Genomic DNA, 21,697 nt, shown 5'->3' with positions numbered 1-21,697 from the left:
ATGAAAAACAATGGCTTGTCCGGGTTTGTGAGTGCAGATGCTGCCTCCACCGTCAACGCTCGGGAAATGCAGCCCCCGAAACGCGCACTCCCCCGCCAGCCAGGGCCGACGGGGGAGTGCTCTTTGCTGCGCTCGGGGAACTCCTTGAAGGAGGTTCAGCCGGCGTAATCCTCAGCCAGATGCTGATCCTTCAGCTTGACGTAGTTCACCGCCGAATAGGTGAAGAACTCACGCTCGCTGTCCTTGATGGGACGCAGCGCACGCGCGGGATTGCCCGCATACACATGCCCGCCTTCGAGACGCTTGCCAGGCGGCACCAGTGCGCCCGCCGCGATGATGACCTCATCCTCCACCACCACACCGTCCATCACGATGGCTCCCATGCCGACCAGCACGCGGTCATGGATGGTGCAGCCGTGCAGCACGGCCTTGTGGCCGATGGTGACGTCGTCACCGATTTCCAGCGGATGGCCGCCCGGATTGAAGTCGCTGGCGTGAGTGATGTGCAGCACTGCCCCGTCCTGCACGCTGGTACGCGCGCCGATACGGATACGGTGCATGTCGCCGCGGATCACGGCCAGTGGCCATACCGAGCTGTCATCACCGAGGGCGACATCGCCCAGTACGACACTGCTGGGGTCGATGAAAACCCGTTCGCCCAGCCGCGGCGTCAGGCCCTTGAAGGATCGAATGCTCATGCCTTGCCTCCTGAATTAGGCCACCAGCCTACTGCTCCCATCGTCATGATGCCAATAGCGCGGCAGCCTGAATCGCGTTGCGGTTTGCTCGACGTCTACTTGAAGAAGCTCCACCCCAGCACGACCAGCACCAGCGGAATCGAGATCCAGCGCAGCACCCAACGCCAGCAACGGAAGAAACGACGCGACGTCCCCAGCCCCGCCAATGCCAGATTCTGCGGCATGATCCAGCCCGCGAAGATGGCGATCAGCAGGCCGCCGATCGGCAGGAAGAAGTCCGGCGGAATCGTCGTCACCACATCGAAGGCGTTCATCTCGCCCAGCAGGTGCACTTCCTTGAGGCTCGAGAAGGACAGCACCGACAACAGGCCCATCGCCCAGACCGCGATGCCCACCGCCAGCGCGGCACGCCGACGTGTCATTCCCCAGCCCTGCAGCACCTCGACGATGGGCTCGGCGATGTTGATCGAGCTGGTCCAGGTCGCCAGCAGCAGCAACAGAAAGAACAGCGCCAGCAGCAGGCTACCGCCCGGCAGATTGGCAAAGGCGATGGGCAGGCTGACGAACATCAGGCCGGGCCCGGAAGCCGGGTCCAGCCCCTGACTGAACACCGCCGCGAAGATGGCGATCCCCGCCAGCAATGCCACCCCGATGTCCAGCGCCGCCACGGCGATCGCGGCCGTCGGCAGACTCTGGCGCTCCGGCATGTAGGCGCCATAGGCCATCAGCGCACAGGCGCCGACCGCCAGCGTGAAGAAGGCATGCCCCATGGCATTGAGTATCACGTCCAGCGTGATGGCGTCGGGATTGGGCATGAACAGCCAGCTGATGGCGGGACCGAAGCCCGGAGTGCTGATGCTGTAACCGGCCAATGCCAGCAACAGCACGTAGAGCAGCGGCATCATCAGGTTGTTGAGACGTTCGAGCCCCGAGGAGATGCCGGCGGCCACCACGCTCATGGTCATCAGCATGAAGACGGTGTGGTTGAAGGTCATGGTGACCGGGTCTTCCAGAAAGGCACCGAAGGAGGCGCCGATCTCCGGCGGGCTCATGCCGCTGAAGTCCCCCTTCAGTGAATCGACCAGATACTCGATCGACCAGCCCGACACCACCGAATAGAACGACAGGATGAAGAACATGGTGATGGCACCGAAGAAGCCCAGCCAGCGCCAGTTCGGCGTACGGCCAGCGCTGGTCGCCAGATGGGCGAGCGCCTGCATCGGCCCGCGCCGACCGGCGCGACCGATCATGATCTCGGCCATCATCACCGGCAGGCCCAGCAGCAGCACGAAGCCGATGTACAGCAGCAGAAAGGCCGAACCGCCGTTCTCGCCCGTCATGTACGGGAAGCGCCAGATGTTGCCCAACCCGACGGCAGCGCCGGTGACGGCCAGGATGAAGGCGCGGCGACTGCCCCAGCGTTCGGTGGTTTCGCTCATGTCTGCTCTCGTGGTCCTCCTATCGGGTCGATAGATTGAATAACACGCGCCAAGGCCTCACATTCTAGGTATCCCCGCGGCGACGGTGACACCGTTCTCGTGGCGCCTCCGATGCGCCAGTCTTCCTTTACCGTTCACCGCTGCCGCCCATCCGAATGACGCGAGGTACACGATGTCGATCAATCCCCTGCTGGAACGCAACACTCTGCCCCCCTTCGACACCCTCAAGGCCGAGCATGTCGAAGACGCGATCAGCGAACTGCTGGAGCACAACCAGCAGGAGATCGAGCGCCTGATCGAGGCCACCCGCGACGACACGCGCTGGGACAACTTCGCCGCGCCGCTGGAAGCGCTGGGCGACCGCCTGAGTCAGGCCTGGTCACCGGTCTCGCACCTCAACTCGACCATGAATTCCCCCAAGCTGCGCGAGGCCTATCAGGCCTGTCTGGCCAAGCTGTCGGCCTACTCCACCTGGGTGGGTCAGAACAGCGATCTGGCTGCGGCCTATCAGCGCCTTGCGGACAGCGATGAATTCGCAAGCCTCGATGAAGCCCAGCAGAAGGCGATCACCAACAGTCTGCGCGATTTCCGTCTCGCCGGTGTCGATCTGCCCCAGGACAAGAAGCAGCGTTATGGCGAGATCCAGGCGCGCCTGTCCGAACTCTCCAACACCTTCTCCAACCATGTGCTGGATGCCACCCAGGCCTGGCACAAGGATGTCGAGGAAGAGGCGCTGGCGGGCGTGCCGGAAAGCGGCCTCGCGGCGCTCAAGGCCAACGCCGAGGCCAAGGGGCTGGAAGGCTATCGCATCACCCTGGACTTCCCGAGCTTCTTCCCGGTGCTCAGCTACGCCGACAACCGCGAGCTGCGCGAGGAGGTCTACACCGCCTTCGTCACCCGCGCCTCGGAAAAGGGTCCCAACGCCGGTGATTTCGACAACGGTCCGGTGATCGAGGAGATTCTGGCCCTGCGTCAGGAACTGGCCAGGCTGATCGGTTTCGACGATTACGCCTCACTGTCACTGGCGACCAAGATGGCCGACTCGCCGGCACAGGTCATCAGCTTCCTCGAGGACCTCGCGACCCGCGCAGTGCCCCAGGCGCGTGAAGAGTTCAACGAGCTGGCGGCCTACGCCACCGAAAGCCTCGGCATCGATGACCTGCAACCGTGGGATGTCGGCTACGCCAGCGAGAAGCTGCGCGAATCACGCTACGCGATCAATCAGGAACAGCTGCGCCCCTACTTCCCGGCGCCGCAGGCCATCGACGGACTGTTCGAGGTGGTCAATCGCCTCTACGGCATCACCTTCCAGCAGCGTGAAGTGCCGGTGTGGCACGACGACGTCAGCTACTACGAGGTGATCGAGAATGACACGCCGATCGCCGGCTTCTATCTCGATCTCTATGCCCGCGAAGGCAAGCGTGGCGGCGCCTGGATGGACGAGTGCCGCGTGCGTCGTCGCCGCGAGGATGGCAGCCTGCAGTTGCCGGTCGCCTATCTGACCTGCAACTTCACCCGCCCGGTGGGTGGCCGCCCGGCGCTGCTGACCCACGATGAGGTGGTCACGCTGTTCCACGAGTTCGGCCACGGTCTGCATCACATGCTGACCCGTCAGGAAGTCGCCGAAGTCTCCGGCATCAATGGCGTGGCGTGGGACGCCGTCGAGCTGCCCAGCCAGTTCATGGAGAACTTCTGCTACGAGCGTGAAGGGCTGGATCTGATCGCGCGTCACGTGGATACCGGCGAGCGCCTGCCCGACGACATGCTCGAGCGCCTGCAGGCGGCACGCAACTTCCAGGCGGCGATGACCATGGTCCGCCAGCTGGAATTCTCGCTGTTCGACTTCCGCCTGCATCACGAGCTCGACACGCCGTCCGCCGGCGATGTCCAGACGCTGCTCGACGAGGTACGCAGCAAGGTCGCCGTGGTCCCGGCGGTCGAGTTCAACCGCTTCCAGAATGGCTTCAGCCACATCTTCGCCGGCGGTTACGCCGCGGGTTACTACAGCTACAAGTGGGCCGAAGTGCTGTCGGCGGATGCCTTCAGCGCCTTCGAGGAAAGCGCCGTCTTCGACACCGCCACCGGTCAGCGATTCCGGGAAGAGGTACTGGCCAAGGGTGGCTCGCGTGATGCCGCCGAGCTGTTCCGCGCCTTCCGGGGCCGTGACCCGCAGGTCGATGCCCTGCTGCGTCACTCCGGCATCGGTGCCCAGGCGGCCTGAGATCACACACCGCTGTCCCTGCGCCCCTGACCTTTGCCGGTCGGGGGCGTATCATATGGCGCATCGTCCGCCTGACGCTCGCATTGCCCGATGCCGAGCGGCCTGACACAACCAGATCCTGACTGGAGGCACCATGTCTACCATCAAGCGCTTCATCGCGGGTGCCGTCTGCCCACGCTGCGGAGCAATGGACCGCCTGCGCACCTGGGAGCAGAACGAGACACGCTACCGTGACTGCGTGTCCTGTGACTTCTTCGAGCAACAGGCCATCGAGGAACCGCCCACCCTCGAGGAGCTGTCCACGCGCGTGAACGCGCCACGCGACGAGCCCGCGAGTGATGAGGTCCAGCCGGTGCGTATCCTGGACCCCGGCAAGCTGCATTGACTCATTTGACCACGCCGCAGGCAACGCGCGAGCCGCCACCACCCAGCTTGGGCGTATCGGTGTAGTTGTCACCGCCGGAGTGGATCATCAACGCATGACCGCCGAGATCGCTCTCCTTGAGGCGCGGAGCCAACACCGGCAGCGAGATCTTGCCATCGGCATCGACGCTCAGCGCCGGAAGATCGCCCAGGTGGCCATCGCCATACGGGCCCTGGTGGGTGCCGGTCTCCTCTGGGTCGAAGTGGCCACCTGCCGCGGCACCGGCCACGGCCTCACCGTCCTTCTCGGCGGGTTCGCAGCTGGCATTGGCATGCAGGTGGAAGCCATGGATGCCGCTTTCGAGTCCTTCGATCTTCGGCGTCAGCAGCAGACCATCAGCAGTGTCCTCGGCCATGATGCTACCGACGGTCTCGCCGACCCCGTCACTGCTGACACGATGCATTTCCACCTCGGTGGCCGCCTGGGCGACACCGCCGAACAACCAGGCACCGAGCGCCACCGCAGCGGCGCTCTTGAAGGGCTTTCTGGTAGATGACGCAAAGGATGCCGTGTGCTGTGTCTCGTGATTCATGACCAATCTCTCCTTCACTGAGGCCGGCTTCACTGCCGACGCCTTGAGTGGCTTGCGGGCCGCTGTCGCAAGCGGCTACCCCTCAGACCTCAGGGCGAGAGACGTCACATTCAATGCAATTCTGCCAATGACTTGCCGCGCACGCCGGGCGAGCACACCTCAGCGAGAAGAGATCCCCAGGTTTTCCAGCACCTTGAGACACGGCCCGGCCTGGTTGAGGGTATAGAAATGCAGACCCGGCGCGCCGCCATCCAGCAGACGCTGACTCATCCGCGAGATCACCTCGGTACCGAAGGCCTGGAGGCTCTCGCTGTCATCGGCGTAGCTCTCGAGCTGCCTGCGAATCCAGCGCGGAATCTCGGCACCGCAGGAGTCGGAGAAACGCGCCAGCTTGGTGTAATTGGTGATCGGCATGATGCCCGGGATGATCGGCTGCTGGATGCCCAGATCACGTGCTCGCTCCACGAAGTGGAAGTAGGCATCGGCATTGAAGAAGTACTGGGTGATGGCGATGTCGGCCCCGGCATTCATCTTGCGTGCGAAGTTCTCCAGATCCATACGGTAGTTGTCAGCCTGCGGGTGACACTCCGGGTAGGCGGCCACCGCGATCTCGAAATGATCGCCGGTCTCGTCACGCACGAACTCCACCAGCTCATTGGCATGGCGCAGTTCACTGCGCGCGCCCATCCCGGACGGCAGATCACCGCGCAGCGCCACCAGGCGCTTGATGCCCTGCTCGCGATACTCGCCGAGAATCTCGCGCAGCTCACCACGGTCGCTGCCGACACATGACAGATGCGGCGCCGTGCAGATACCGCTGCTGCGCACGGACTGCACGGTATTGAAGGTGCGCTCACGCGTGGAGCCACCAGCGCCATAGGTGACCGAGAAGAATGCCGGGTCCAGCGCGGCCAGGCGGTCACGGACACCCATCAGCTTTTCACGTCCCACCTCGGTATTCGGTGGAAAGAACTCGAAACTGATGCCTGAGGGGTGTTCGCTGGCGCTCATGGGGCGGCCTCCTGGTCGGTCGTGTCCGGCATTGATGTTCTTGTCGCTTCACAAGGAACCGTGATGGATCACCTGGATCTGCAGCAACCGCTCTGGATGCTGATCACCTTCGTTGCCATCGGCGCACTGTGCGCCCGCAAGCTGGCCATCGACCCACGCCCCATCGCCACCTTGCTGATCTACGTGATCGCGCCGCTGACCTTCTTCCGCGGACTGGTGCTGGGCGAGCCCTCCTTGAGCGATCTGGGTCTGACATTGGGCCTGTTCACGCTGTCGAGCCTCATCTGTCTGCTGGTGCGTCCACTGGCCGCGAAGTTCTTCCCGCCGCAGGAGGCCGCCTTGCTCGCCTTCTCTTCCGGCACCGGCAACACCGGCTACTTCGGCCTGCCGGTCGCGATGCTGTTGCTGCCGCCGGAAGGCGTGACCCAGTACCTGTTCTGCCTGCTCGGCATCACCCTGTATGAGTTCACGCTGGGCTTCTACGTCAGTGCGCGCGGGCAGTTCTCGATGCAGCAAAGTCTGGTGAAGATCGCGCGGCTGCCGCTGATCTACGCCTTCATGGCCGCACTGCTGGTCGGCACGCTGGGGCTTCAGGTGCCGGGGGCGGTCATGGAGGGGCTCGACTACTTCAAGTACAGCTACACGGTGCTGGGCATGATGATCATCGGCATGACGCTGGGGGGTGTCAGCCTGCGCGAGGTCGACCCGCGCTTCATCCTGGCCGCGACTGCCCTGCGTTTCGTGATGTGGCCGCTGCTGAGTCTGGGCAGCGTGATGCTGCTGGGCAGCCTGTTCGCACTCGACCCGGTACTGGCGCAGGTCCTGCTGCTGCTGGGGGTGGTGCCGATGGCCGCCAATGTGGTCGTGCTGGCCATCGAGCTGAACATCCAGCCGGCCAAGGGCGCGATCGCGGTGATGCTGACTACCCTGGCGGCCCCGCTGATCATCCCACTCTACCTGTCATGGATGCTGACGATCAGCGGGCTGGGGTGAGGCTCAGGCCCCGGCCATCTCGGGGGTGACGGCCTCGGTGGCAGGTGGCACGGCCTGACGCGGCATCACATGACGCGGCGCCGTCTCGATGATCTGCCCCTGCCAGTCGATCAGATGCAGTGCGCCGTCGCCATCTTCCGCCAGCGCAGTGCAGTGCTCTACCCAGTCGCCGTCGTTGCAGTAGAGCACGCCATCCTCGACCCGAAAGCCCGCCTGGTGGATATGCCCACCGACATAGCCATCCAGGCCTTCGAGACGTGCCTGGCGCATGGCCGCCTCCTCGAACTGGGCCACATAGCGCTGGGCGACGCCACTGCGGCGCTTGAGCGCGCTGGCCAGCGACCAGTAAGGCAGACCGAACATGCCACGCGCGCGGTTGCACCAGCGATTGAGCGACAGGATGAAGCCGTGCATGCCATCCCCCAGCGTGAGCAGCCACGGCGCGATGCGCACATGGGTATCGAATTCATCGCCGTGGGAGACCAGCAGGCGACGTCCACTGCCCGTGGTATGAATCGCGCGCCGCTCGATGCTGACGTTGTGTAGCTTCAGACCGCACAGACGACGGAAGGCGGCATCGTGATTGCCGGGAATGTAGATGACCTCGCAGCCACTGCGTGCCAGGCGCAGTACCCGCGCCACCAGCGCCTGCTGGTCCTTGTCGAGCACCGCACGCTTGCGCATCGCCAGCAGATCCACGATATCGCCGACCAGATACAGACGCTCAGGGCGCACGCGCCGCAGCAGTTTCGCGAGCAGCGCCGCCTGACAGTCCGGCGTGCCCAGATGCACGTCCGAGATGAACAATGTCCGCACCTGGCCGAGTGACGCATGCCGTGGCGCCGCCTCTGCAGAAGACGCCGGCCGCTCACGCCTGCTGATTGCTCCCCTTTACCACCGCATGCCGGCCGGCGCGCTTCTGGCGGTACATGCGATCATCCGCGATGTGGATGAGATCCTGCACGCTGATCTCGCCCTGCAGTACCGAGTCATGCGTGACCCGCCCGATGCTCACCTCGACCGGAAAGGCGATCTGCTCCTCGAGACGTTGCGCCTCCAGGTGATGCATCAGCTGATTCGCCGCCTGCTGACTGGCCATATCGCAGGCCCCGGGCAGCACGACCAGAAACTCGTCTCCGCCCAGACGGCAGGCCATCCCTTCCTCTCCCGCGGCCTGTGCCGCGCCTGCGGCGACCAACTGGATCAGCCGGTCCCCCTGGGGATGGCCAAAGGTGTCGTTGACGTACTTCAAGCGATCGACATCCACGAACAGGATGGATAGACACCGGCGTTCTCGCAGGCTGGCGGCCAACGTCCTGTCGAGAAACTCGAGACCACAGCGGCGGTTGGGCAGGCTGGTCAGCAGGTCATGGTTGGCACGGTATTCCAGCTCATGCTGCTGCGTGAGCAGCTGCTGATTCATGTGGCTGAGCTCGGCGTTGCGCACCTCCAGTGCCCGGCGCAGCTTGACGGTACGCAGGAAGGTGGAGCTGCGAGCGTGCGCCAGCGCCGGCGCCATGATCATCGTCGCGATCATGTAGGCACCTCCCGCGCCGGCAAGGTCCTTGAGCGAGAGCGGGCTCAGCCATAGAAAGAGCGGCAGATAGCCCAGTATCAACGGCAGACTGCTGACCAGCTGGTACCGCCAGCCCCACACCAGCCAGGCCGGCATGGCGATCAGCATGGAGGTCGAGAAGCTCAGGTTCCACAGCGATAGCGTGATGGCATCCTGGATCATCGTCGCGCCGAAGCAGAAATACAGATTGGCGCAGACGGCGCCGAGCAATGCGATATCGTCACCTTGCCGCGTGAGCCAGCAGGCACATAGATGCGCGCGGAGGCGGCATCTCCCAGCCAATATCCCGAGAAGATGCCATACAGCCCTGCCGCCATCAGGCCGCCGATGAACAGCGTGAAGTGGGTGATGTCACCCAGCGGCAGGAAGCTGATCACCAGCGTCACCGCCGAGGAGGCCAGCAACGCCTTGACCGCCGCGACATTGACGCCCTTCTCGAAGAAATACTCCCCCTGCGCGCTGTCGGTGAACAGTGCCCGGGTGTTGATGCCGCCCTTGTGGATCAAGTAGTGATCGAACAGGATCACGCCATACACCGGGCCGATGGCTGCGGCGAGAATGCCCACGGTGTACTGGATGATTTCCGGATTGTTGAACAGATTCCACGGCGTGATGAAGATGGAGCCGACGGCGGCGAGCATGCCGCCCATCCGCCAGCTGATGCGCGACGGCGCCACATTGGAGAAATCGAACGCCGGTGACACGAAGTTGGCCACGATGTTGATGCCGATGGTCGCCAGCACCAGGGTCAGGATGCCCAGCGCCGCCGCGACACCGTTGTCGATGCGCGCGACAGTCTCCATCGGGTCATGCAGCATCTCGCCGAAGATGGGCTGGGTGCCGGACACCACTACCACGGTGATGACGGCAAACAGCAGGAAGTTGACCGGCAGGCCCCAGAAGTTGCCACGCTTCACGTCACCAGGCGTGGCGCAGTAACGCGAGAAGTCACCGAAGTTGAGCGTCGGACCCGCGAAGTAGCCCGCCACCAGGGCCGCGGCGATCACCATCTGCCACAGGGCATCACTGCCGGAGAGTGTCTTGCTGCCCAGCGTGAAGCTGATGTTGTCCCAGCCGGCCTGCCAGACAATCCAGCCCGCCAGCGCGAACATCACCACATAGACCGCCGGTCCGGCGAAATCGATGAAACGGCGCACCGCGTTCATGCCCCACCAGAACACCAGCGCCTGCAGCACCCACATGAACAGGAAGCAGTACCAGCCAAGCTGCGAGAGGCCGAGGTACTGGACCTCGGTCAGCCCCTCCAGCGACGGCACGTAACGCAGCAGCACCAGCATCAAGGCATGTGCCGCCAGATACGTCTGGATGCCGTACCACACCACCGCGATCAGCCCGCGGATGATCGCCGGGATATTGGCGCCATAGATGCCGAAGGACTGGCGGCAGACCACCGGAAACGGTACCCCCGTCTGCTGGCTGGGCCGCGAGATCAGATTGGCGAACACCTGCACCACCAGAATCCCCACCAGCATCGAGACCAGAATCTGCCAGCTGGCCAGGCCCAGGGTGAACAGACTGGCGGCGAAGACATAGCCACCGACACTGTGCACGTCGGACATCCAGAACGAGAAGATGTTGTACCAGTTCCAGTTCTGCTCGCAGGGCGCGAGGTCGTCGTTGATGAGCCGCTTGCTGGCGTTGCTCAGGTCAGGGGGAGTCTGGGGTGTCATTGTTGTCTCCAGAGGGGCGCCATGTTGCGTCTCAAGGTCATCAATCCCAACACCAGCCAGGCGATGAGCCAGCAGATGGCGCACTCGCTGCAACGACAGCTCGCGGACGACGTCCGACTCGAGGTACTGACCGCCGAGCATGGCGCCCCCAGCATCGAGACGGCCGTCGAGGAAGCCATGGCGGTGGTCGCGCTGCTGAGTCTGATCACCCGGGACAGAGAAGGCCTGCTGGACACGCCCCCCGCCGATGGCTATCTGCTGGCCTGCTTCGGTGACCCCGGCCTTGAGGCCGCCCGCGAACTGAGCCCCGTGCCGGTGATCGGCATCGCCCAGGCCGCCATGCACATGGCCACGCTGGCGGCTCCCTCCTTTGCCATCGTCACCAGCATGACCAGCACGCTGCCGATGTCCGAGCAGCTGCTGGAGCGCTATGCGATGCGTCCGCTGTGCAAGGCGCTGCTGGCCTGTGACGTCCCGGTACTGGCGCTGTCCGAGGCACGCACTCCCCCGCAGGCGCTGCTTGAGAGCTGTGAGCAGGCCAGGGCGAGCGGTGCCGGCAGCATCGTGCTGGGCTGCGCCGCGATGGGGCCGCTGCGCGACGCCATCGCTCGGGATATCGGTCTGCCGGTGGTCGACCCGCTACTGGCGGGACGGGATCTGCTGCTGACATTGATGCGCCAGCCCGCCGTCACCCGCGCGGCACCGGGCGGCGAGGCCAAGCCGCTCAGCGGCGTCTTTGCCCGGGGGCTGGCCGCCCTCTGACCCGCCATTGCGATGCCCTTGGCTTGCCTCTCTCGACAGCAACGAAAACGCCCCCTCACTGCTATCAGTGAGGGGGCGTTTCTCTTGGCAGGCTCTGACTCAATGCTGGTCGTGCGGCGCCTCCGAGCGAGAGCGATCTCCGACGACTGCGGTCACCAGCTTGCCGATGCTCAACCCCTGCACGAGGATCGAGAACAGCACGATGATGTAGGTGGTAACCACCAGCGGCTCGCGGAAGTCACCTTCGGGAATCGCCAGGGCCAGTGCCACCGAGATGCCGCCACGCAGTCCCCCCCAGGTGAGCACGCGCGTGGTGCCGGCCCGGAAGGTATACCAGCGCCGCAAGATGCTCAGCGGAATGCCGATCAGCGCCAGACGCGAGAGCAGGATGACCGCCACCAGCGCCAGGGCGATACCGATCGAGGTCAGGGTGATCGGCATCAGCACCAGCTCGAGGCCGATCAGCACGAACAGCACCGCGTTGAGAATCTCGTCGACCAGCTCCCAGAAACCGTCCAGATAGCGGCGGGTGTTGTCGGACATGGCGCCATCACGCGCCATGTTGCCGATGATCAGCCCCGCCACCACCATCGCGATGGGGCCGGAGACGTGCAGCGCCGAGGCCAGCGCGTAGCCGCCCAACACCAGCGCCAGGCTCAGCATCACCTCGACCTGATACTGGTCGATGCTGCGCATCAGCTGATAGACCAGCGCCCCCAGTGCCAGACCGAGCAGAATCCCGCCGCCGGCTTCCTCGAGGAACAGGAGCCCCATGTGGCCGAGCTCGACCTCACCGCTGCCCGCCGAGGCCGCGCTCAACAGCGCGGTGAACAGCACCACCGCCACGCCATCATTGAACAGTGACTCGCCGACGATGCGGATCTCCATGTCGGCAGGCGCCCCGGCGCTGCGCATGATGCCGAGCACGGCGATCGGGTCGGTGGGCGAGATCAACGCGCCGAACACCAGGCAATACAGGTAGGGCACCTCGATGCCGGCCCACTGGAACAGCCACCAGGCGGCGGAGCCGATCACCAGGGTCGAGACCAGCACGCCCAGCGTGGCCAGCAGGCCGATGGAGCGCCGGTAGGCCTTCAGACGCGAGAGATCCACGTGCAGCGCACCGGCGAACAGCAGGAAGGACAGCATGCCGTCCATCAGCAGGCTGTTGAAGTTGATGCGCCCCAGCCAGTCTTCCGCGATGTCGGCCACGACGGTGGTCACTGCGAAGTGATCCAGCCCGATCACGCCGAGTGACAGCACCAGACCGATGGCCATCACGCCGATGGTCGGGGGCAGGCGCAGGACCCGGTGGTTGAACCACATGCACACGGCAGTGATGGTAATGAACAGTGCAGCGAGATTGAGCATCCGAAAACGATCCTTTGCAGTGGCGCCGATACCCTGGCGGGCATGACGTCCTTGTCATTCCCCAGCACTGGCCGTGACTACCAGAGATCGCCGTGACGTTCACGGTGACAGAGATAGAGACGCAGCTCGAACTCACGTTGATGATACTCCGGCTGCATGTGACAGCAGAGTCGATAGAACGCCTTGTCGTGGGCCTTCTCGCGCAGATGCGCCAGCTCATGGACCACGATCATGTTCAGCAGCGGCTCCGGCAGGCGCCGAAACAACGACGAGATGCGGATCTCGTGCTTGGCCTTGAGCTTGTTGCCCTGCACCCGCGACACGAAGGTGTGCAGCCCCAGGGCGTTGTCGATGACGTGAATCCGGTCGTCATAGACCACCTTGCTGATCGGCGCCGAGCTGCGCAGGTACTGATTCTTCAGCGCCATGGTGTAGTCATGCAGCGCACGGGCCCCCTGCAGCTGATGTGGCTCGGGATATCTAGCGAGAAAGAAGGCTGCCGTCTTGCCCGACGCCAGCAGTTCACTCGCCTGCTGTTGGATCTCGGGGCCGTAGCCCTTGAGATAGCGTAGATCAGCCACTGGGCCTCTCTCCTGTTGCTGTCCCACAAAGGGTCAGAGGGGCGAGATGCCCCTCCCCTGCCAGGCCTGTCGAGCTGACGACCTTACAGGCCGGCAGCAGCCTTGAGGCCAGCGGCACGGTCGGTCTTTTCCCACGGGAAGGCGGTGAAGGTTTCGGTCTTCTTCTCGCCGGTCACGTCGGTCCAGCTGTAGCTGTGCTCGAACGGCTCACGACCGAAGTGGCCGTAGGCAGCGGTCAGCTGATACATCGGGTGCGCCAGATCCAGCATGGTGGTGATGGCATACGGACGCAGGTCGAAGTGCTCGCGCACCAGCTCGACGATCTTGGCATCGCTGATCTTGCCGGTGCCGAAGGTGTTGATCGAGACGGAAGTCGGCTCGGCGACACCGATGGCGTAGGAGACCTGGATCTCGCACTTGTCGGCCAGACCGCTGGCGACGACGTTCTTGGCCACGTAACGACCGGCATAGGCGGCGCTGCGATCGACCTTGGACGGGTCCTTGCCGGAGAAGGCACCACCACCGTGACGGGCCATGCCGCCGTAGGTGTCGACGATGATCTTGCGGCCCGTCAGACCACAGTCACCCACCGGGCCACCGATGACGAAGTTGCCGGTCGGGTTGATGTGGTATTCGGTGGTCTCGGACAGCCACTCGGCCGGCAGGACCTGCTCGATGATCTCGCGCTTGACCATCGCGCGCAGGTCTTCCTGGGACACTTCCGGGTCATGCTGGGTGGACAGCACGACGGCTTCGACGGCGACCGGCTTGCCGGCTTCGTCGTAGCGGAAGGTGACCTGACTCTTCGCATCCGGACGCAGCCACGGCAGCATGCCGTTCTTGCGCAGTTCCGCCTGACGCTCCACCAGACGGTGAGCGTAGTGGATCGGCGCCGGCATGAAGGAGTCGGTCTCGTTGGTGGCATAGCCGAACATCAGGCCCTGGTCGCCCGCGCCCTGATCTTCCGGCTTGGTGCGATCGACGCCCTGGGCGATATCGACGCTCTGCTTGCCGATCAGGTTCAGGACACCACAGGTCTCGCCGTCGAAACCGACATCGGAAGAGGTGTAGCCGATATCCGTGATGACACGACGTACCAGCTCCTCGAGATCGACCCACGCGCTGGTGGAGATCTCACCGGCCACGATGGCCACGCCTGTCTTGACGAGCGTTTCGCACGCCACGCGTGCCTGCTTGTCGCGCGCGATGATGGCATCGAGCACGGCATCGGAAATCTGGTCGGCAATCTTGTCCGGGTGCCCTTCGGACACGGACTCGGATGTGAAGAGTGAGTATTCGCTCATTGGTCCTCGACCCTCTTTTCGGATGCGGGGATGATTCGGCCACTGACGGCAGATGGCTGCTTGAGACCGAGTAGAAACACGCTTGCGGCGCACGTTGAGGACTGACACAGACGGCCCGGCCTCGGGGGGGCGAGTTTACACGCCACTTATGTGAGTGCCTAGCGCCATGCGGACTGCACGACGGCCGTTTCGAGACCTTTTTGCCACAAGAAGGACACCAACCGGCATAAGTCAGCAAGACGCATGGACGGCTGCGGGGCCCGGATGCGATTTGCCGCGCCCCGTCATCTCGGTGACAATACTGGCCCGGAGATCGCGTACGGGCGAAGCTTCGTACGCACAAGGTTCACGCGACGCACTGTCCTTTCCGGCGCGCTGCGCACCACAGGCAGAACGCCGTGATTCATTGCCACACTCTTGACGCCCCGCAGGCGAGGAGCTATTGCATGCCTTCCCGTTTTGACCTGGCCAACGCCATCCGTGCACTTTCCATGGACGCCGTTCAGAAGGCCAAGTCTGGCCACCCCGGCGCCCCCATGGGCATGGCCGACATCGCTGAAGTGCTCTGGAACGACCACCTCAAGCACAACCCGGCCAACCCGAACTGGGCCGACCGTGACCGCTTCGTGCTGTCCAACGGCCACGGCTCCATGCTGCTCTACTCCCTGCTGCACCTCACGGGCTACCAGCTGAGCCTTGAAGATCTGCAGAACTTCCGCCAACTGCATTCCAAGACCGCCGGTCACCCGGAATACGGTTATGCGCCGGGTATCGAGACCACCACCGGCCCGCTGGGCCAGGGGCTGGCCAATGCCGTGGGCATGGCGATCGCCGAGAAGACACTGGCGGCGCAGTTCAACCGTCCGGGCCACACCGTCGTCGACCACACCACCTGGTGCTTCCTGGGCGACGGCTGCCTGATGGAAGGCATCTCCCATGAGGTCGGCTCGCTGGCCGGCACCCTGGGTCTGGGCAAGCTGATCGCCCTGTATGACGACAACGGCATCTCCATCGATGGGGAAGTCGAAGGCTGGTTCACCGATGACACCGCCAAGCGCTTCGAAGCCTATGGCTGGCACGTCGTGGCCAACGTCGACGGCCACAAGCCGGAAGAGATCAACGCCGCCATCGCCCTGGCCAAGAGCCACGACGACAAGCCGAGCCTGATCATCTGCAAGACCGTCATCGGCTTCGGCTCCCCGAACAAGGAAGGCACCGAGTCCTGCCACGGCGCTCCGCTGGGTGACGACGAAGTCGCGGCGACCCGCGAGAAGCTGGGCTGGACCCACGCACCCTTCCACATCCCGGAAGACATCTATCAGGGCTGGGATGCCAGCGAGCGCGGCGCCAAGCTCGAGAGTGACTGGGATGCGCGCTTCGCCCGTTACGCCGACGCGCACCCGGAACTGGCCGCCGAGTTCACCCGTCGTCTGGAAGGCAAGCTGCCGCACGCCCTGAGCAGCGAGAAGATGATCGAGGACGCTCAGGCCGCCGGCGACAGCCCGGCATCGCGCAAGGCCTCCTTCGAGTGCCTGAACCAGCTCGGCCCGCAGCTGCCGGAACTGCTCGGCGGCAGCGCCGACCTCGCCCCGTCCAACCTGACCTTCTGGAAGGGCGCCCAGGCGATCACCCGCGAAGACTTCAGCGGCAACTACCTGCACTACGGTGTGCGTGAGTTCGGCATGGGTGCGATCATGAACGGCGCCGGTCTGCACGGCGGCTTCATCCCGTACGGCGCGACCTTCCTGATCTTCATGGAGTACATGCGCAACGCCGTTCGCATGGCCGCCCTGATGGGTCAGCAGGCCGTCTACGTCTTCACCCACGACTCCATCGGTCTGGGCGAAGATGGCCCGACGCACCAGCCGATCGAGCAGCTGACCAGCCTGCGCACCACGCCGAACCTGTCCACCTGGCGTCCGGCGGATGCCGTGGAGACCGCAGCCGCCTGGGATGCGGCCATCAAGCGTCACTCCGGCCCGACCGCGCTGATCCTGTCGCGTCAGAACCTGCCGCACCAGAACCGCGACAAGGCCCAGCTGGCCAACATCAGCCGTGGCGGTTACGTGCTGAAGGACGCCGCCAACGGCCAGCCGGAACTGATCCTGATCGCCACCGGCTCCGAAGTCGGTCTGGCGATGGATGCCGCCGCCGAGCTGGAAGCCGCCGGTCGCGCCGTGCGTGTCGTGTCCATGCCGGCCACCGACCTGTTCGATGCCCAGGACGCGGAATACCGCGAATCCGTGCTGCCGTCCTCCGTCACCGCGCGCGTGGCGATCGAAGCCGGGCATCGTGACTACTGGTTCAAGTATGTCGGCCTGAACGGCGACATCATCGGCATGGAGACCTTCGGGGAATCCGCGCCGGCTGGCGACCTGTTCAAGCACTTCGGCTTCACGGTCGAGAACGTGGTCGAACGCGCCAACACGCTGCTGGGCTGATCACCGCCTGACTCACCCCGTCGATGACGGAGTGAGACGCAGATCGACGCCGCCGCCTCCCGCTGGGAGCGGCGGCGTTTTCGTCTGTGCGACACTCGAGAAGCCCTCCACCGTCACCGGCTGTCGCCTGTAGTCGACGCACTCCATGTCACTCACAGCTTGATGACACGATTCATCCTGCATGAACGGTCATTCTCCGGCGATCCAGCCCTCGACAGACAGCGTGGATGGCGACTACACAACCCCTCCAGTTGGGTAGTGTGACTACGTGTTCTTAGACGAAAAAAACCAGAAATCAGGCGCTTGCGCGCCTTTCGCTCCCTCCGCCCAGCAAAGCGATGCGCTACCATGGACCCCCTGAAAAACACTCGGAACGAGACCTCATTGAGCCATCAGTCCCCTCTGCCCACCTCCGACGCCTCCCAGGAGGCCAGCATGCGTCTTCGCCAGGGGAACGCCCCCTTGCGAGTGGCCATCAATGGCTACGGACGCATCGGTCAGTGTGTGCTGAGAGCGCTGGTGGAACGTGAAGCACGTGGCGAGACGCTGCCACTGGAAGTGGTGGCGATCAACGAGCTGTCAGACCTGGACACCATCACCTATCTGACACGCTACGACACCACCCATGGCCGCTTCCCCGGCACGGTGGAGCAGCGCGACGGCCAGCTGGTCGTCAACGGCCATGCGATCAGCATCCTGTCCGAGGCCAATCCAGACTGCCTGCCCTGGCGGGCACTGGGGATTGACCTGGTCCTGGAGTGCTCAGGCAGCTTCAAGGACCGCGCCACCGCCGAGCGCCATCTATCGGCAGGCGCGGGACGGCTGCTGTTCTCCCAGCCCGGCGATACCGACGCCGATGTCGATGCCACCATCGTGTGCGGCATCAACCAGTCGGCGCTGGCCCCCGCCGGGACAGGGCAGGACGCTGGCGGCATGCGCATCGTCTCGGCGGCGTCGTGTACGACCAATTGCCTGATCCCGATCCTCACGGTGCTGGAGCAGGCCTTCGGGCTGGAGCGTGGCGTCACCACCACGGTGCATTCGGCGATGAACGACCAGCCGGTGATCGACGCCTACCACCAGACGGACCTGCGCCTGACGCGCTCCGCAATGAGTTCGATCGTGCCGGTGGATACGGGGCTGGCCAAGGGCATCAACCGCCTGATGCCGCATCTGGAAGGACGCTTCGAGTGTCTGCACCTGCGGGTGCCGACCATCAACGTGTCCTGCATGGACATGTCCATCGAGGTGAAGCGCGACGTGAGCGCGGACGAGGTCAATGACCTGCTGCGCGAAGCCTGCGCACGACGCCTGCAGGGCCTGATGGGGTTGAGCGAGGAGCCGACGGCGTCCATCGACTTCAACCACGATCCGCGCTCGGGTATCGTGGATGCGACCCAGACCCGTGTTGCCGGCGGCCGGCTGATCAAGATGCTGTGCTGGTTCGACAACGAATGGGGCTTTGCCAATCGCATGCTGGACGTCGCCACCCATTGGCACGCCTGCGAGATGACAACGCCTCTGGCGACGGGAGCTCTCTCCACCGATTCACGACCAAGGAACCCGTCATGAACGTGCAAACGATGACCGCCCTCGACCTGTCAGGCAAACGCGTGCTGATCCGCGAAGATCTCAACGTGCCGGTTCGCAATGGTCAGGTGACCAGCGACGCGCGTATCCGCGCCAGCCTGCCGACCATCACGGCGGCCCGCGATGCGGGAGCGCGCGTCATGCTGATGAGCCATCTGGGCCGTCCCACCGAAGGGCAGCCGGAAGAGCAGTTCTCTCTGGCACCGGTCGCGGCACACCTGGGCGAGCTGCTGGGCAGCCCGGTGCGTCTGATCACCGACTATCTCGATACGGCACCGGACGTCGCCGAGGGCGAGGTCGTACTGCTGGAAAACGTGCGCTTCAATGCCGGCGAGAAGAAGGACGATGAAGCGCTGTCTCGCGCCTACGCCGCCCTGTGCGACATCTACGTGATGGACGCCTTCGGCACTGCGCACCGCGCCCAGGCCTCCACCCATGGCGTGGCACGCTTCGCCCCGGACGCCTGCGCCGGCCCGCTGCTGGCTGCCGAGCTGGAAGCCCTCGAGAAGGCACTCGCCGCGCCGCGCGCGCCGATGGTCGCCATCGTCGGCGGCTCCAAGGTCTCCACCAAGCTGGACGTGCTCAAGGCGCTGTCCGACAAGTGCCATCAGCTGATCGTCGGTGGCGGCATCGCCAACACCTTCATCGCCGCCGCCGGTTACAACGTCGGCAAGTCGCTCTACGAGGCTGACCTGCTGGAGACCGCTCGCGCGCTGATGGACAAGGTCGAGATCCCGCTGCCCACCGACGTCGTCGTGGCCACCGAGTTCTCCGACAAGGCCGAGGCCATCGTGCGTGACGTTGCCGACGTGCGTGATGACGAGATGATTCTGGATATCGGCCCGGACACCGCCTCCCGCTTCGGGGCGCTGCTCAAGGATGCCGGCACCATTCTGTGGAACGGCCCGGTGGGCGTGTTCGAGATCGACCAGTTCGCCAACGGTACCGAGAAGCTGGCCATGGCCATCGCCGAGAGCGACGCCTTCTCCATCGCTGGCGGCGGGGACACCCTGGCGGCCATCGACAAATACGCTGTCGAGTCCCGCGTGTCCTACATTTCTACCGGTGGCGGTGCCTTCCTCGAGTACGTGGAAGGCAAGACGCTACCGGCCGTGGCGGCATTGGAAGCCGCTGCAAGCTGACCCGGGCTGCGCTACTCCCTTTTCCATTCCCCAAGAAGACAGGTGATGTCATGGCATTGATCAGCATGCGCCAGATGTTGGACCACGCAGCCGAGTACGGATACGGCATTCCCGCGTTCAACGTCAACAACCTCGAGCAGATGCGCGCCATCATGGAAGCCGCCGACCACACCGACTCTCCGGTGATCGTCCAGGCCTCTGCAGGCGCTCGCAAATACGCCGGCGCGCCGTTCCTTCGCCACCTGATTCTGGCCGCGATCGAGGAATTCCCGCATATCCCGGTGGTCATGCACCAGGATCACGGCACCTCGCCAGCCGTCTGCCAGCGCTCCATCCAGCTGGGCTTCAGCTCGGTGATGATGGACGGTTCGCTGGGGGAAGATGGCAAGACCCCGACAAGCTACGAATACAACGTCGATGTGACCCGTCGCACCGTCGAGATGGCGCATGCCTGTGGCGTGTCCGTCGAAGGCGAACTGGGTTGCCTCGGCTCGCTGGAAACCGGCATGGCCGGTGAAGAAGATGGCATCGGTGCCGAAGGCAAGCTGGATCACGACCAGATGCTGACCGACCCCGAAGAAGCCGCCGACTTCGTCAAGAAGACCCACGTCGATGCCCTGGCCATCGCCATCGGCACCTCCCACGGCGCCTACAAGTTCACCAAGCCGCCGACGGGTGACACCCTGTCCATCCAGCGCATCAAGGAAATCCACGCCCGCATCCCCGAGACTCACCTGGTGATGCACGGCTCTTCCTCCGTGCCGCAGGACTGGCTGGAAATCATCAACGAATACGGTGGCAAGATTCCGGAAACCTACGGGGTTCCGGTCGACGAGATCGTCGAAGGCATCAAGCACGGTGTGCGCAAGATCAACGTCGATACCGACCTGCGCCTCGCCTCCACCGGCTCCATCCGTCGTTTCATGGCCCAGAACCCGTCTGAATTCGACCCGCGCAAGTACCTGAAGGAATCCGTGAAGGCGATGCGCGACATCTGCATCGCACGCTACGAAGCCTTCGGTGCTGCCGGCCACGGCAGCAAGATCGACCCGATCAACCTCGAAGCGATGTTCGAGCGTTACCACCGTGGCGAGCTGGACCCGAAGATCAACTGATCTGACGGCGTACCGCAGGAGACATCATGGCCTCGCTCAAGGATCAACTTTCCGGGCTTGTCTATTCCACTGAACACGGCGCCACCTGCCCCGAATGCCGCCGCGCCGAAGCCGACTGCGAGTGCGCGGACCTCGCCGAGCGCGAACGGCTCGACAGCCTCGATGGCGTGGTGCGTATCCGCCGCGAGACCAGCGGCCGCAAGGGCAAGGGCGTGACCACCGTGAGCGGGATTCCGCTGGCGGAGAAGGAACTCAAGGCGCTTGCCAAGACTCTCAAGCAGCGGTGTGGCACCGGCGGCAGCCTCAAGGACGGTATCGTGGAGATCCAGGGCGATCACCGCGAGACGCTCAAGACCGAGCTGACGCGACGCGGCTATACCGTCAAGCTGGCCGGCGGCTGAACCTGCTGCTCGGCACGCTGGGGCTGGCGGGCTGCATGACCGGCCCTGACTTCGCTCAGCTGGAGGCACGCGTGGTGCCACAGCAGGCCTTCCAGGCACCGGGTGATGCGCTGCTGGAGGTCCGCCTGGTGGATATCTCCAGAGCCGATGCACCGGCCAACCTGATCGCCAGCACCCGCTTCGGCGGTCTGCGCCAGGGGCCTTTCCCGGTCAGCCTGCAATATGATCGCAATGCCATCGAGGATGGCCATCGCTATGCACTGCAGGCCGACGTGCGCAGTGACGGCAAGCTGTACTGGATCAATGACAGTGTGGTGCCGGTACTGGACACTACCCACAACGCAGCGCAGGGTGAGGTCGAGGTGCCGATCGTGCCGCTGCCACGTGCGCTGGGCCACTGAATAC

At 64.4% G+C, this 21,697-nt stretch carries 20 protein-coding genes; 10 read left to right on the top strand and 10 right to left on the bottom strand.

Features of this window, described 5'->3' with window-relative positions; translation table 11 throughout:
- Positions 1 to 155 precede the first annotated feature (155 nt).
- Both CU110_RS00445 and CU110_RS00440 read right to left on the bottom strand, forming a co-directional pair.
- Complete coding sequence (locus CU110_RS00445; RefSeq protein WP_077379965.1) at positions 156 to 698, bottom strand: gamma carbonic anhydrase family protein; 543 nt, start codon at positions 696 to 698, stop codon at positions 156 to 158.
- 95 nt (positions 699 to 793) lie between these two features.
- Complete coding sequence (locus CU110_RS00440; protein ID WP_084207740.1) at positions 794 to 2,137, bottom strand: sodium-dependent transporter; 1,344 nt, start codon at positions 2,135 to 2,137, stop codon at positions 794 to 796.
- Positions 2,138 to 2,309: 172 nt separating this feature from the next.
- On the opposite strand from CU110_RS00440, the gene prlC reads away from it, so the two are divergent.
- Both prlC and CU110_RS00430 read left to right on the top strand, forming a co-directional pair.
- Positions 2,310 to 4,358, top strand: coding sequence for an oligopeptidase A (gene prlC, locus CU110_RS00435; RefSeq protein ID WP_084207739.1), 2,049 nt, complete (start codon positions 2,310 to 2,312; stop codon positions 4,356 to 4,358).
- Between the two features lie 133 nt (positions 4,359 to 4,491).
- Positions 4,492 to 4,743 carry a YheV family putative zinc ribbon protein gene (locus CU110_RS00430; RefSeq protein WP_084207738.1) on the top strand — a complete coding sequence of 84 codons (252 nt, stop codon included), beginning with the start codon at positions 4,492 to 4,494 and terminating at the stop codon, positions 4,741 to 4,743.
- A gap of 1 nt (position 4,744) precedes the next feature.
- Here CU110_RS00430 and sodC read toward each other — a convergent pair whose 3' ends face one another.
- Together sodC and metF are read right to left on the bottom strand one after the other, a co-directional pair.
- Complete coding sequence (gene sodC / locus CU110_RS00425; protein ID WP_084207737.1) at positions 4,745 to 5,314, bottom strand: superoxide dismutase family protein; 570 nt, start codon at positions 5,312 to 5,314, stop codon at positions 4,745 to 4,747.
- A 159-nt stretch (positions 5,315 to 5,473) separates the two neighbouring features.
- Entirely contained in the window at positions 5,474 to 6,325 is an 852-nt protein-coding gene (metF, locus tag CU110_RS00420; RefSeq protein ID WP_077379955.1) for a methylenetetrahydrofolate reductase [NAD(P)H], read from the bottom strand.
- Positions 6,326 to 6,388: 63 nt separating this feature from the next.
- Here metF and CU110_RS00415 point away from each other — a divergent pair, with 63 nt between their 5' ends.
- Entirely contained in the window at positions 6,389 to 7,318 is a 930-nt protein-coding gene (locus CU110_RS00415) for an AEC family transporter (protein WP_084207736.1), read from the top strand.
- Positions 7,319 to 7,321: 3 nt separating this feature from the next.
- On the opposite strand, the gene CU110_RS00410 is transcribed toward CU110_RS00415, so the two are convergent.
- From CU110_RS00410 to CU110_RS00400, 3 genes are read right to left on the bottom strand one after another with little or no spacing between them, the layout of a single operon-like run.
- Positions 7,322 to 8,134 (bottom strand): UDP-2,3-diacylglucosamine diphosphatase, encoded by an 813-nt coding sequence (locus tag CU110_RS00410; RefSeq protein ID WP_127734305.1) that lies wholly within the window; start codon positions 8,132 to 8,134, stop codon positions 7,322 to 7,324.
- 52 nt (positions 8,135 to 8,186) lie between these two features.
- A complete protein-coding gene (locus CU110_RS00405) occupies positions 8,187 to 9,104 on the bottom strand; it encodes a GGDEF domain-containing protein (protein ID WP_127734303.1) in 918 nt (305 codons plus the stop codon).
- Complete coding sequence (locus CU110_RS00400) at positions 9,053 to 10,585, bottom strand: NCS1 family nucleobase:cation symporter-1 (protein ID WP_127734301.1); 1,533 nt, start codon at positions 10,583 to 10,585, stop codon at positions 9,053 to 9,055. Before CU110_RS00400 ends, CU110_RS00405 begins: the two co-directional genes overlap by 52 nt.
- Positions 10,586 to 10,606: 21 nt before the next feature.
- Between CU110_RS00400 and CU110_RS00395 the strand changes: the two genes are divergently transcribed.
- Positions 10,607 to 11,347, top strand: coding sequence for an aspartate/glutamate racemase family protein (locus CU110_RS00395; protein ID WP_084207734.1), 741 nt, complete (start codon positions 10,607 to 10,609; stop codon positions 11,345 to 11,347).
- A gap of 99 nt (positions 11,348 to 11,446) precedes the next feature.
- On the opposite strand, the gene CU110_RS00390 is transcribed toward CU110_RS00395, so the two are convergent.
- The 3 genes from CU110_RS00390 to metK form a co-directional block, all read right to left on the bottom strand.
- Positions 11,447 to 12,718, bottom strand: coding sequence for a sodium:proton antiporter (locus CU110_RS00390; RefSeq protein ID WP_077379943.1), 1,272 nt, complete (start codon positions 12,716 to 12,718; stop codon positions 11,447 to 11,449).
- A gap of 77 nt (positions 12,719 to 12,795) precedes the next feature.
- Complete coding sequence (locus CU110_RS00385) at positions 12,796 to 13,299, bottom strand: YgjP-like metallopeptidase domain-containing protein (RefSeq protein ID WP_077379941.1); 504 nt, start codon at positions 13,297 to 13,299, stop codon at positions 12,796 to 12,798.
- Positions 13,300 to 13,382: 83 nt separating this feature from the next.
- Positions 13,383 to 14,603, bottom strand: coding sequence for a methionine adenosyltransferase (gene metK / locus CU110_RS00380; protein WP_077379939.1), 1,221 nt, complete (start codon positions 14,601 to 14,603; stop codon positions 13,383 to 13,385).
- Between the two features lie 446 nt (positions 14,604 to 15,049).
- Between metK and tkt the strand changes: the two genes are divergently transcribed.
- The 6 genes from tkt (at position 15,050) to CU110_RS00350 (ending at position 21,693) form a co-directional block, all read left to right on the top strand.
- Entirely contained in the window at positions 15,050 to 17,044 is a 1,995-nt protein-coding gene (gene tkt, locus CU110_RS00375) for a transketolase (RefSeq protein ID WP_077379937.1), read from the top strand.
- Between the two features lie 435 nt (positions 17,045 to 17,479).
- Complete coding sequence (locus CU110_RS00370; protein ID WP_077379935.1) at positions 17,480 to 18,616, top strand: glyceraldehyde 3-phosphate dehydrogenase NAD-binding domain-containing protein; 1,137 nt, start codon at positions 17,480 to 17,482, stop codon at positions 18,614 to 18,616.
- Positions 18,613 to 19,776 carry a phosphoglycerate kinase gene (locus tag CU110_RS00365; protein WP_084207733.1) on the top strand — a complete coding sequence of 388 codons (1,164 nt, stop codon included), beginning with the start codon at positions 18,613 to 18,615 and terminating at the stop codon, positions 19,774 to 19,776. Before CU110_RS00370 ends, CU110_RS00365 begins: the two co-directional genes overlap by 4 nt.
- Before the next feature lie 50 nt (positions 19,777 to 19,826).
- Positions 19,827 to 20,891, top strand: a complete 1,065-nt coding sequence (gene fba / locus CU110_RS00360) for a class II fructose-bisphosphate aldolase (RefSeq protein WP_077379931.1) — start codon at positions 19,827 to 19,829, stop codon at positions 20,889 to 20,891.
- Between the two features lie 26 nt (positions 20,892 to 20,917).
- Entirely contained in the window at positions 20,918 to 21,292 is a 375-nt protein-coding gene (locus CU110_RS00355; RefSeq protein ID WP_084207732.1) for a translation initiation factor Sui1, read from the top strand.
- Between the two features lie 35 nt (positions 21,293 to 21,327).
- The gene (locus CU110_RS00350) at positions 21,328 to 21,693 is read left to right on the top strand and encodes a YbaY family lipoprotein (protein WP_127734299.1); all 366 of its coding nucleotides are present in this window, start codon (positions 21,328 to 21,330) and stop codon (positions 21,691 to 21,693) included.
- The last annotated feature ends 4 nt before the right edge of the window (positions 21,694 to 21,697 follow it).

It is taken from the genome of Cobetia sp. ICG0124, assembly GCF_004006355.1.
Lineage (GTDB): Bacteria > Pseudomonadota > Gammaproteobacteria > Pseudomonadales > Halomonadaceae > Cobetia > Cobetia marina.
The sequence above is the reverse complement of the archived record's forward strand: the minus strand, read 5'-3'. Positions and strand labels throughout refer to the sequence as shown.